At 30.9% G+C, this 12392-nt stretch carries 11 protein-coding genes; all 11 read right to left on the reverse strand.

Annotated elements, in window-relative coordinates:
• Nucleotide 1 precedes the first annotated feature (1 nt).
• Nucleotides 2–151, reverse strand: coding sequence for a nucleotidyltransferase family protein (locus tag ACREWB_RS14175; protein WP_431548095.1), 150 nt, complete (start codon nt 149–151; stop codon nt 2–4).
• Nucleotides 152–179: 28 nt separating this feature from the next.
• Nucleotides 180–359, reverse strand: coding sequence for a hypothetical protein (locus ACREWB_RS14180; RefSeq protein ID WP_431548096.1), 180 nt, complete (start codon nt 357–359; stop codon nt 180–182).
• A gap of 67 nt (nt 360–426) precedes the next feature.
• Nucleotides 427–1140: a M48 family metallopeptidase gene (locus ACREWB_RS14185; protein WP_431548097.1), complete on the reverse strand. Its 714-nt coding sequence runs from the start codon at nt 1138–1140 to the stop codon at nt 427–429.
• Between the two features lie 14 nt (nt 1141–1154).
• Entirely contained in the window at nt 1155–4361 is a 3207-nt protein-coding gene (locus ACREWB_RS14190; RefSeq protein WP_431548098.1) for a type I restriction endonuclease subunit R, read from the reverse strand.
• Between the two features lie 287 nt (nt 4362–4648).
• Nucleotides 4649–5902 carry a restriction endonuclease subunit S gene (locus ACREWB_RS14195; RefSeq protein WP_431548099.1) on the reverse strand — a complete coding sequence of 418 codons (1254 nt, stop codon included), beginning with the start codon at nt 5900–5902 and terminating at the stop codon, nt 4649–4651.
• A gap of 13 nt (nt 5903–5915) precedes the next feature.
• The gene (locus ACREWB_RS14200) at nt 5916–7433 is read right to left on the reverse strand and encodes a type I restriction-modification system subunit M (RefSeq protein ID WP_431548100.1); all 1518 of its coding nucleotides are present in this window, start codon (nt 7431–7433) and stop codon (nt 5916–5918) included.
• Between the two features lie 264 nt (nt 7434–7697).
• Nucleotides 7698–8435, reverse strand: coding sequence for a YebC/PmpR family DNA-binding transcriptional regulator (locus ACREWB_RS14205; protein ID WP_431548101.1), 738 nt, complete (start codon nt 8433–8435; stop codon nt 7698–7700).
• A 181-nt stretch (nt 8436–8616) separates the two neighbouring features.
• Nucleotides 8617–9258, reverse strand: a complete 642-nt coding sequence (locus ACREWB_RS14210) for a YigZ family protein (protein ID WP_431548102.1) — start codon at nt 9256–9258, stop codon at nt 8617–8619.
• A gap of 51 nt (nt 9259–9309) precedes the next feature.
• Entirely contained in the window at nt 9310–9969 is a 660-nt protein-coding gene (locus ACREWB_RS14215; protein WP_431548103.1) for a HEAT repeat domain-containing protein, read from the reverse strand.
• A 12-nt stretch (nt 9970–9981) separates the two neighbouring features.
• Nucleotides 9982–11406 carry a MocR-like pyridoxine biosynthesis transcription factor PdxR gene (pdxR, locus tag ACREWB_RS14220; RefSeq protein ID WP_431548104.1) on the reverse strand — a complete coding sequence of 475 codons (1425 nt, stop codon included), beginning with the start codon at nt 11404–11406 and terminating at the stop codon, nt 9982–9984.
• A 26-nt stretch (nt 11407–11432) separates the two neighbouring features.
• The gene (locus ACREWB_RS14225) at nt 11433–12329 is read right to left on the reverse strand and encodes a nucleotidyltransferase domain-containing protein (RefSeq protein WP_431548105.1); all 897 of its coding nucleotides are present in this window, start codon (nt 12327–12329) and stop codon (nt 11433–11435) included.
• Nucleotides 12330–12392 lie beyond the last annotated feature (63 nt).

A 12392-nucleotide genomic window follows, 5' to 3' on the forward strand; every position in this document is an offset into this window, starting at 1 on the left:
TTTAAAGCACCTTATCACAAAAACATATAATATCTATATCGCTTTCATCTGTATAAGTATCATTAGCAAAGGAGCCATACAATATTATTGAATGACAGTTATATTGTTCCTTTAAATAGTTTATTATATTTTCAAGTATGCTTTCTTCCATAGCCTAATTTCTCCTTTAATTTTATCAATTAATTTTTCGTCGGATATATAAAAAATACTACATTTGTAGGAATAATTTTAGTGTAATTTTCATCTCCACATCCCCAAAATTCAACACATGTAGGATGTATATTATAAAACTCACATTCAAATTCATCACTACCAACTATAACCTTATACTTTTTAATTATAACTCTATCTTTCTTCATAATTTATTTCCCCTTTTACTATTGACTCGACAGCCTGCATAATAAAACCATCTCTTATCTAATAACCTTACAAATCCATTTTAACTCCATAATTCTTTAACCACTCTTTCCTATTTTCATAATCAGGCATAACGGAATATAAAAGTTCCCAAAATTCTTTTGAATGGTTCTTATGATACATATGGCACATCTCATGGACTACTATATAATCTAACACATTAGACCTTGCCATAGAACACCGCCAATTAAAGAGTAGCACATTTTTAGAAGTGCAGCTTCCCCACCGCTTCCGTTGTTCCTTAATCTTAATAGCTATAGGTTTCTTATTGAAAAATGGTTGATAGTACTTAATTCTTTCTTCTACTTTTTCTTTAGTTTTCATGCGATACCAATGCTCCATAGCCTTTTCAATAATTTCACTATTCTTACTCGGTACCGTAACATAGAACTTGCTATGGTAAAGTTTCACTTGTGGCTTCTTAACTTTTTCATCAACTACAATTTGCAAAGAATAATTTCTACCTAGATACATGAAGCTCTCGCCATTGACATATTCCCTATAATTTTTTTGATAATTCATATTTTTAAATGAATATAATTGTTCTATAATCCACTTTGCTTTACTCTTAACTTTCCTTATAATAATATCTTCTGGAGTTTCTAAAGGAGCCACAACAGTAATTTTATCTGGTGGCTCTACACTTATTTGGAGAGTTTTTCTGTTTTTGTATTCTACTTCAAATTCTACATATTTTGTTCCATACTGAAATCCTAATTTCATTGTCGTACCGCCTCTTATTCTACGTCTATAACTGCATAATGTTTTTTAGCTAAATTTAACAATGGTTGAACCATCTGCTTTCTAGTGTCCATTTTAATTAGTTTAAAATATTTTTTGGTCAAAGTTAGAAATATTGCTCTCTCTATGTCTCCAGTTTTTGTAGAATTAATACTCCATTCATTAACGTAATTGTCTTTTACTATATAATCTATATCCATCGCAATAGATTTAGACAATTCTATAATATCAGAACTGATATAATTAACTTCTTCTTCAGCTACAATACCCTTTTCAACTTTTTCTCCACCTTCTAAAAGATATTTCTTTACAATCTCAAAAAATGCATACTCTTTTTTATTTAAACCTAAAGCTTGTGCTTGGTTCATCTCTCCTTGCTGCACATCATTCTTTATAAAACTCTCTAACTGCTTCTTTCTTTCAATCCAGTTATTTTTAGTTTCATCAAGTATTTTCTGTAGTTTTTCCAATAAGCTTGTATAATAAACAGGATTATCATCAATTTTCACATGGATAGTATTCTTAACAGCATGTTCCATAGCTGAAGCAACTGCCTCATCCGAGTTTAAACTATTAACCTTCTTTTCAAAATCTTTATCAAATAATGTAATGGGCTGTATCCAAGACTGAACCCCTAAAGACACCAAATGTTCCTCAACTATCTTACGAACTTTTTCTCCGCAATCAGAAATATCAAATTCAGACTCTGGTGTAAACCTTGCTTTAGCTCCCGCCTTAATATAAGATAACCATTTCACATCATTAATAATATCTATCGAAACATGACTTGGTAATAAAGCCTCAACTACGCCACTGAATCTTTTAAAACTCATTTCAAATTCTGCCCTTTTATCTTCCGGTTCTATAACCTTTACAATTTCATCCAAATTGCTTTTATCCTTACCTTTAAACATATTCATGGCATTCTCTCTTAATGAAAGCATTTGTTTGTATAATTCATCCATAGATTCAAAAGGTTGTCCTAAATCTTCCTTATCAAAAATCTCTAGTGCCTCTTGTAAAAAGTTAGAAATCCCAAAATAGTCAACCACATATCCACACTGCTTTACAATGGTGGAGGTTATAATAATTCCATTCACATCTTCATGTTGTATTTCCCTTACATTAGTTCGATTTACCCTTGCAATAGCCTGTAATAAATTATGTTCTTTTAATGGAATATCCAAATACATTACCTGCTCAATTGGAGCGTCAAAACCAGTTAAAAGCATTGATTTTACTATAATAAAACACAACTTATTTTTCTCACTAATAGGTTGTTTGAATTTTTTTATAATCTCTTCTTGCTGCAATTTAGTAGTGAAATGCTTTTTTAAATGTGTTGGTTCATTTAGAGAACCTGAAAAAATAACTTTTGCTTCTAACGGTTCATCAAAATAATCTTTCATGTATTTAGTTAAGGCATTATAATACTTTACACAAGCTTCTCTACTAATACAAACTACTTGTGCCTTAAACCCATTAGGGTATATCTGTTCCTTATAATGTTGTAGTATATCCTTTGCAATATCCTCTATACGTTCAGTTGATTCTATAATTAATCTTTTACTTGCATACCTTTTCTTGATTGCTTCTCGTTCATCCTCACTCCTACCTTCAAATGCCTCATCAAATAATTCTTCTAAATTATCCCCTTTAATCTGAAGTTCTGGTTTTCTACCCTCATACACAATTTTAACAGTTGCACCGTCATTTACAGATTCTTTAATACCATATTTGTCTATGTAACTGCCAAAGGTTCTTTTAGTAGACTTATCTTCTTTGTCTATTGGCGTACCTGTAAATCCAATGAAAACAGCATTTGGTAAAGCGTCTCTCATATTTTTAGCAGTTCCCTTGTACTGTGAGCGGTGGGCTTCATCAGCCAAAACAATTACATTTGTCTTCAATGTAAGCACCGGAAATTCCTTCTCAAAGTAAAGAGCTGTTTCTTGTTTATCGTCCTCAAAAACTTCTTTATCTTCAAGTTCCCCTGCAAATTTTTGTATTGTAGTCATTATTATCTGTGGTTGTGCCTTTGAAAGAAGATCTTTCATTTGAACAACACTTTCGGCTCTTATAGGTGTTGTTATTTTTGAAAGGGTCCTCAAAAAGGTTTGATATATTTGTTTGTCCAAATCTATTCTATCTGTAACAACAACTATTGTAGCGTCTGCTAATTCTGATATTCTTCTTATCTTTCTAGCTAACATTACCATGGTAAGGCTTTTACCACTACCTTGAGTATGGAAAATAACGCCCCCACGGCTCAATTCATCCTTACCACTTGTTATTCTATATAAACTTTTATTAACAGCTCTAAATTGCTGATAACGGCAAATCTTCTTTATAGTAATAGAATCTTCAACTTCATAAAGTATAAAATTCCTCATAATATCTAATAAATTATTCTTCTCTAATATTCCCTGTAAAAATAAGTTTTGTCCATTATTTTCGATGTCCTCAATATCCTGTTTTTTAAATGGATACGGATCTTTCCATTCTAAATAATGATTGTATTTTGAGCTTATTGTGCCGAGATAAGCATGATATTTATTAGATATCCCAGTGAAAAAATTTGTATAGAATAGTCTTGGAGTTCCCTCAACAATATTAGGATCTCTTTCATTCATATACCTACGAAGTTGCTCATATGCTTCTTTCTTTCCAACTTTCTCATTAGCTTTTTTCTCTAAAAAAGGAGATTTACATTCTAATACCACTACAGGAATACCATTAACAAATATTATTATATCCGGAAATACAGATCTTCCTGTTAGTGTTTTAATTTGAAACTGCCTTGTTACTAGAAAATCATTGTTATAAGCATTATCCCAATCAATAAATTTCACCGTCTGTGGCTTTTTCTTCCCATTTCCATAAATGTCTTGATCAACTGTAAACTCAAGACTAACTAATGCGTCATAAATCTTTTCATTTACTTCTAATAATGACGCCCCTAAATTCTCTGGTCTTGTCAAGAACCGAACTGCCTTATTAATATTAAGGTCATCTATCCACGGATTAAGTCTTTTTAATGACTTTTCAAGACGTTTATTCAAAATAACTTCAGTCAAAGAATCTCTTTCTCCTAAGTCTGAAGTAAGTTCCTTACCATGAACAAATTTATAGTTTAATTTTTCAATAATATATTTTACAGCAGGTTCTTCTACTAATGTTTCTTCATTCCCCAAATTGCCCATCTATCTCACCCCCATACTAAATAATACTTTTCCACATCATAGTTTCTATTTGAGATCCATCAAACTCTATTTTTCTTATTTTAAATTCATTATTTAATTTTTCTTTAATCTAATCCATAAAATTTTCTCCCAATTATATTTTATACCTGGGAGCCGAAGACCAAAATATTTTATTTCTTCTTACCCAATATTGAACAATAGCTTAATCAAACATTTTGCATATTTACTATTCTTACTACTATGACTTATAAAAACCCCATCTATTGGTTTACCCTAACTTTCAATCGTTAAATCGTCCTTATCTTTCCGGTTAAAAGTTTCTGCATAAGTCCTTGTTTTAGTTGTTGAATTTTTTCTTTTTTTAATTCGTATTCGTCTATCTTTTCATCTACAGAAGCTAAAATCACAGCTATACGTTTTTGTTCAGATATGTTTGGTAGTGGTATCTCTGTTAACCCAACAATACTAGTATTTATATTAGCTTGTGTCCCAGTTTGACCTTTCCTTTTAAAACTATCTTCATGATTAACTAAAAAATAATACAAAAATTCTACATTTAGTCTTTCATTATTTAATTCAGAAAAATGAACAAATCCATCGTGTATACATGCCTCCATTTTAAGAATAATTGGTTTACCGACTGTTGCACATATACTCATAATCAAGTCATCCTTTTTAACTAATCTACTTTTTTCAATACCATCGTTTGACAAATACTGTTGTGTTTCTGATAAATATTTTTTGGTTCTGGATACATCAGAAATCCTAATCCATCCAACATTTTTATCTTGACTAAACCATTTTGTATCCTTTATTGGCCGTGGCGAAGCTCCTCTTTTTATATTTGATAAATCCTTTAACTGCTTCACTTCCCACTTCATAGGAATTACCCCTACTTCAGTTTCCTTAAACTCTGTATGACCAATTCCTTTTGTAAGAAGACTCAGCATAAGTCCTTTTTTAAGCTTTTTTGTCTTTTCTATTAAACTTACTGTTTGTTCAATTCGACTGTCAACTGTTGAAAGAATATCTGCTATTTTTTGTTGTTCATAAATAGGAGGAATAGCAATAGGTGTTTTTCTTAATGTTTCCAATGAAAGATTTTTAATAGTTGATCCAGTTAATTCCTTATAAAAATATTGCTGAACTTTTTTATTATTTAATGTATGAAAAATATAATTTTTGTTTACTATACTCTTCAATTTAGCGTATCCACAACTCTTTCCCAATACAATTTTTTCGGAATTATAGTATGCTAAATTACCTATCGTTCCATTTAAAGATATGAATACGGTACTATTTGTTAGTTCTTTTTTATATTTTAAAAACTGTTCCATATCTACTTTTTTCGTTTCATTTGAAAATATAATATTTCCATTAGACAAGTTATTGCCATTTATAAAATAGTAATCACCACTTTCACTGTATTTAGGTGTACCATGTAACCCATCACCGATTTTCCAAGAAATATCCTGCAAACTATTTATTTCCCACTCAACAGGTATCTCACCCAATTCTGTTATCTTATATCCTTCTCTCATATTCATCACCTACCTATATCCCTTCAAAGCCCAATTCAACTAAATACTCATTAAGCCTTTTTTCAGTTTCATCACTTTTCTCTTTTAATTCTTTTATCTCTTCAATCACAGCTTCAATATCAATTTCAACTTCCGCTTCACTTCTATCTACATATCTGCTTATATTGAGGTTATACTCATTTTCTTTAATAGTAGAAATACTTACTACATTGGCATACTTTTCTACATCTGTATATTCATCAAAAACCTTAACTATTTTATCTATATCTTCGTCTCTTAATCTATTCTTATTACCATCCTTAACAAACCCTTGACTACTATCTATAAATAAAACTGTCTCTTTTCTATCAATGGGCTTATTCTTATTAATTACTAAAATTGCTGCCGGAATACTTGTTCCATAAAATATATTAGAAGGTAAACCAATAACCGCTTCAATTAAATCATCTTTTAAAAATCCTTCTCTTATCTTTCCTTCAGCTCCACTTCTAAACAAAACTCCATGAGGTACAACACTTGCCATTTTACCTTTAGAATTTAAACTTGCTACCATATGAGATACAAATGCTAAGTCTCCATAGGATTTCGGTGGTATTCCATAAGGAAATCTATGGTATTGGTCAGCATTTGCTTCCTCTAAACCCCAATTACTCAAACTAAATGGTGGATTAGCTAAAACCTTATCAAATGTCTTTAAAGCCCCACCTTCAGTATGCATTGGTGTTCTGATTGTATCGCCCTTCTTAATATCTGCTCCTGTAGCATTATGAAATAACATATTCATTTTACAGATGGCCCACGTTGAAAGGTTTATTTCTTGTCCGAATAGGGATATATTTTTAGTATTTCCATTATGTTCTTTTATGTATTTTATTGATTGAATCAGCATACCACCAGATCCTGATGTTGGGTCGTAGACTCTATCTCCTTCTTGTGGTTTTAGCACATTTACCATAATATTTACTATTTGGGTAGGAGTGTAAAATTCTCCACCCTTTTTTCCGCCTTCATCTGCAAATGTTTTTATTAGATATTGATAAGCATCACCCAAAATATCTTGGCTTACTAGATTGCTATCAGCCAAGCAAATATCGTCTAACAGCAATAATAGCTGCGAAAGTTTCTTATCAGGCACACGTTCTTTATCATTATAATTAGCTGTAGTAAGTACCCCTATAAGTTCTGAATTTTTAGGTTCATCCTCAAGAGATTTAAATGCCTTATCAAGTTCTGGTCCTATATTTAAATTTAGATTCTTTAATTTTTCCCATCTCGCCTGTTCTGGCACAAAAAATGTCTCATAGACTGATGGGTCCTCAATAATAATATTGACCTCTTCAACTTCCATCCCTTGCTCTATAAATTCTTTTTTTCTATCTTCTCTTTCTTCCTCAAATTCATCATTTAATCTTTTTAAAAATAGTAGTCCGAATATGTAGTCTTTGTATTGACTTGCGTCTAATTCGCCTCTTAATATATCTGCGGCTGACCATAATACATTCTCCAATTTCTGTAATGTTAGTTTTTCCATTTGTATGCTCCTCTAATCTGTATTTTCCTATACTTTTAATATTCTATTTTTTTAAATAATAACCTTTTTAAATATATAATTTTTCAACTATTTCAGTTTTATTATAACATTTATAATAATATCGTTTAATTTCAACAAAAGCACCTCCAAATGTATATAATTCTCACATACATTTGAAAGTGCTATTTATAATCAAGAATCAGTGAAACCACGTATATCATTACAATTCTCATTTCCTAAAAACTGTGAAACCGTTGACATCCTTTATCCCTCAAATTCCTCTGGGAATTCTGCATTATGATACACATCTTGCACATCGTCATCATCTTCAAGCATATCTATAAGTGCTTGCACTTTAGCTGCACCTTCCATGCTAACAGGTGTCATATTATCTGGTATCATTGTAATCGCTGAAGAAACGAATTCAAAACCCGCTGTTTCTAACGTTTCTCTTACTGCTCCAAAGTTTTCTACAGTTGTAATGATTTCAAACATTTCTTCCTCTGCGTTAAAATCTTCTGCACCTGCTTCTAGAGCTAACATCATAATTTCATCTTCGTCCATATCTGCTGTTCTCTCTATGATGATTTGTCCTTTTTTAGCAAACATCCAGTGTACACATCCGTTTGCCCCCATATTTCCACCGTGCCTATCGAAAGCATGTCTTACAGTTGCTACACTTCTATTTTTTTTATCTGTTAATGTGTTAACTACTACAGCAACACCTTCTGCGGCATAACCTTCATAAACTATTTCTTCGTAGTTTATGTCATTAAGTTCCCCAGAACCTTTTTTTATTGCCCTAGTTATTGTATCTGCAGGCATATTACTATATTTAGCTTTTGCAACTACATCTCTAAGTTTAGCATTAAGCTCCAAGCTAGCTCCGCCTTTAGCTGCCATTATTAATTCTTTACCTATTTTTGTAAATATTTTACCTCTTTTAGAATCAATTTTACCCTTTCTAGCTTGTATGTTCTTCCATTTTGAGTGTCCCGACATTTAAAATTCCTCCTAGCTTACTATTTGATGTTTTAAATATTCCTAACCGAGCCTAATATATAGCAATACTTCATGAATTAGTTATAAGTACATTACATTCCCATTATATCATCGAATAAGGCACTTTTCAAATAGAAAATAAAGTATTTATAACTTTTCTTAAAGACACTAAATCCCTCTACTACTGGTACAATCTGTGTTCTAATTTAAAATACATTTTAGCTTCGTCTTCTTCAAAAATTGCTTTTCCCGAGCTGATTCCAGTTATTTTAGATTTTAATTCATCTAAATTACTAAACTCACAGTATATTTTGATTTTCACTGTATCAGTATAATCTATGTGTTCTATATGAGTATTATTTTCCGCGCATACGTGTTGCATTTTGCCAAGTAAATCATACTGGATAACGATTTTTATACAAACACCTTTAACCTTTTCCACTATTCCAGCCTCTTTTATAGCTAGAGATGTGCCTTTAGAATATGCTCTTGCCAGACCCCCAGTTCCAAGAAGAATCCCTCCAAAATACCTTGTAACTACTACTGCTACATCTGTAATATCATTCTTTTTTAAAACTTCTAACATAGGAATACCCCCTGTACCTTGTGGTTCCCCATCATCACTATATCTTTGTATATTTCTATTTTCACCAATTATATAAGCATAAACATTATGCCTCGCTTGTTTGTGTTTGTTTTTAACTTCTTGCACAAACTCCTTAGCTTCATCTTCATTTTCAACTCTTTTACCATGCCCAATAAAAACAGATTTTTTCTCTTTAAATTCAGCAGTTGCTTCATCTTTTATTGTAAAATAACTCATTCTAATTCTCCAATCTATCACTAAATGTTCCACTCAAATTTCTATATAGCCCTATAGCTCATCCATTAATAATAAAAACTTCTCTGCAGCATCAATTATGTATTTTTTATCAGTGTTATCATGAATATACTTTATTTTTATAATAGCTTTTTCACTTTTTATTTTACCTAAAGATTTTATCGCATAACTTATCACTTGTGGATTCTCATCCCCAAGAGCTCTAAGCAGTGCACCTTCAGCTCTAATGTCTCCAATTTTCCCCATGGCTGAAACTGCCATCCTTCGTACATTTATGAATTTATAAACAGATGCTTTAATTAAAATATCTATACAAGATATTTCTTTTAATTCACCTAAAATCCAAACTGCCGCTTCTTTGTCTTTTGGCATCATATCGGTATAACTAGTTTTTATTAACTCCACTAGTTTATTCTTATTATCCTCTAGGAGTGAATTCAAGAAATAAATTTTATCTTCTTTCCCAGCTTTAGCAATACTCATAAAAAGTTCTGAAGGGTCATTACTCTTAGCTAAAAATCTATATTTTATCTTACCATCAATTATGTGTTTTTGCACAATAGAATTATCCAAATTTCTTATTTTACATATAGATTCCATACTTTTACCTTCTAAAAACAAAAAATAAGATATTTCACCCTCAGAATAGTTACTAATACACTGCCAGTCAATGTTAATCAATCCCTTTTTCAAAAGTCTCTCACCCTACCTTGTAACTTTTTTTTGATTTCCACGTAATATCTCTGAGACAATTTTAATGCCTTCTTCTATTTTAGGTTTACTTATTTCTGAAAAACTGAGCCTAAAATAATTATTACCCTCTTCCGCCTTTTTATAAAATAATACCCCTGGAGTAATTAAAACATTCCTGTTTTTGCAGCTATAAAATAGTTCCATGGAATTCATCTTCAAATTATCAGCAATTTTAAAGTAAAAATAAATCCCTCCTTCAGGAGTATAATAAGTAACTATATTACGGAAATACACTTCAATGCAATTCAGCATAAATTCATATTTATTTTTATAGGCCACATTAAGATAGTTCATGTGCTCTCTCCAAAGATCCTTATTTATATACAAATCTAGAGCTCTCTGCATAAGACTTGAAGTTGATATATCGGAGTTGATTTTTGAATTCTGAATTTGCTCCTTGTGTATCTCTGGTGATATCATATATCCTAGTCTTATTCCTGGAAGAAATAGTTTTGAAAAACTTTTTATATAAATAACTCTATCATTTACATCTAAACTCTTAAAACTCTTATATTCCTTGTCATCATATATTAATTCAGATAAATAGTCATCTTCAACAATATAAAAGTTATATTGCTCTGCAAGATCTAATATTTTAAGTTTTTTTGCAAGGCTATAAGTTGCTCCTGTAGGATTTTGAAAATAGCTCATGGCATAAAAACATTTTATCCTATTCTTTTTTAGTATTTCTTCAAACCCATGTAAATCTATACCATCCTCAAGGATATCAACTTCAAATATATTAGCCCTTCTCCACTTAAAAACCGTTAGAGCACCGCTATAAGTGGGCTTTTCTACAATTACATTATCATGAACATTTATTATAGATTTTGACACTATATCAATGCCTTGCTGTGCACCTGAAATTATTAATATATCTTCATTACTTACCTTACCATCCCAAAAAAATTTACTTATACTATTTCTTAGTCCCTCGTATCCTAGAGATTCCTTGTAGGCAAACGCCTGTGCACCATCTCTATCTAACACTTCATTTAATACATCTTTAAATACTGTTACAGGAAAAAATTCACTGCTGGTGATTTCGCCAGTAAAATCTACATATTTTTCAAGTTGTTCTCCAGATATTTTTTTTAATGTATTCGAATATTCTTTTCTAAACCTTAAATTAGTTTCTCTTTTTTTTGCGTAAGTTCCACTGCCCATCTTTTGATATGCATACCCTTCTGCTTCAAGCTTTTTATAAGCGTTTACTATGGTAACCTCATTAACCATGAGCATTTTTGCTAATTTCCTAATGGACGGTAATTTTTCACCATCCTCCACGTTATTCTCATCAATCATCTTTTTTATATGCTTTGATATTTCTATGTATTTAGAAAATTCCGGGTTAAATTCAAGTTCATACTTTTGCATATTGCCCCCTGTTTATCTGAAAAATATTATATAAAATAAACATTTTGTTTAAACAAGATTTTATCATTGTCCATCTTGAAATCTCTAGTTTCCTTTTTAATAATATGTCTTTCCCAGAGTTTGCTAAGAAGTTCTTCCATATCTATATCAAAATCCACAAATAAGTCTTCAGCCATAATTTCTTCGGAACTTAAAAATTTATCTTTTTCTCTCATATAGTTTAAAAGCAAGTTACAATTACTTTTTAAATTTATGTTTATGCTTTGCTCTAAAAATGTCATTGTTTCCTGAATTGTCTCTTCTATATTTGATTTTTCAAAAAACAATTTATCAACACATTGTTTAAACTCATCATTTAAGTTTAAAGCCATTGCCATAACATCCTTACTAATCATATATCCTGCTGAATTAATATATAGTCTTGAATACTTTTCAATACATCTTATAGCAGTACTATAGGCAGTATATATACCATTGCTGGATAAATATTTTTTACACACTCCCATATCTTTTAAGAGTTTGCCTAAAAAATACATCCCCCATCGTTCACGATCAACATCTGGGAAAAATCTACCACCGTCATACCTTACTGTTATATCCATATCTTTTGAAAATACTAACTTTGAAGATGAGAAAATTCTATGCATATATCCGCCTTTTAAATTATCAGAATAAATTTGTATGAATTCCTCCTTACCCATAAGTTTAATATGTACAGGAACACCTTTTTCTTCAGTATGTATATTCCTAATTTCATCAGTTTTTTGCTTAACAATTACGAAAAGATCAATATCTGATTCTTCCCATAAGTCACCTGTTACCATACTTCCAAAAACCATCACCGATAGAACGGACTCATCAATTTTTATCCTATCTACTACACTATTAAAGGCTTTTTGATATTGTAAAATAGTTTTAGTCATTTCAATCCCCCCCAGATTTTTATTTCTTTATCCACGATTATACCATAATTCTTTAGATTATAA

This window comes from Clostridium sp. (genome assembly GCF_050717635.1).
Taxonomy (GTDB): domain Bacteria; phylum Bacillota; class Clostridia; order Clostridiales; family Clostridiaceae; genus Clostridium_AD.

What these genes read in the sequence shown, in the direction of transcription:
- ACREWB_RS14175 (WP_431548095.1), bottom strand. Translation starts at nt 151, where the DNA reads ATGGAAGAAAGCATACTTGAAAATATAATAAACTATTTAAAGGAACAA.
- ACREWB_RS14180 (WP_431548096.1), bottom strand. Translation starts at nt 359, where the DNA reads ATGAAGAAAGATAGAGTTATAATTAAAAAGTATAAGGTTATAGTTGGT.
- ACREWB_RS14185 (WP_431548097.1), bottom strand. Translation starts at nt 1,140, where the DNA reads ATGAAATTAGGATTTCAGTATGGAACAAAATATGTAGAATTTGAAGTA.
- ACREWB_RS14190 (WP_431548098.1), bottom strand. Translation starts at nt 4,361, where the DNA reads ATGGGCAATTTGGGGAATGAAGAAACATTAGTAGAAGAACCTGCTGTA.
- ACREWB_RS14195 (WP_431548099.1), bottom strand. Translation starts at nt 5,902, where the DNA reads ATGAGAGAAGGATATAAGATAACAGAATTGGGTGAGATACCTGTTGAG.
- ACREWB_RS14200 (WP_431548100.1), bottom strand. Translation starts at nt 7,433, where the DNA reads ATGGAAAAACTAACATTACAGAAATTGGAGAATGTATTATGGTCAGCC.
- ACREWB_RS14205 (WP_431548101.1), bottom strand. Translation starts at nt 8,435, where the DNA reads ATGTCGGGACACTCAAAATGGAAGAACATACAAGCTAGAAAGGGTAAA.
- ACREWB_RS14210 (WP_431548102.1), bottom strand. Translation starts at nt 9,258, where the DNA reads ATGAGTTATTTTACAATAAAAGATGAAGCAACTGCTGAATTTAAAGAG.
- pdxR (WP_431548104.1), bottom strand. Translation starts at nt 11,406, where the DNA reads ATGCAAAAGTATGAACTTGAATTTAACCCGGAATTTTCTAAATACATA.
- ACREWB_RS14225 (WP_431548105.1), bottom strand. Translation starts at nt 12,329, where the DNA reads ATGACTAAAACTATTTTACAATATCAAAAAGCCTTTAATAGTGTAGTA.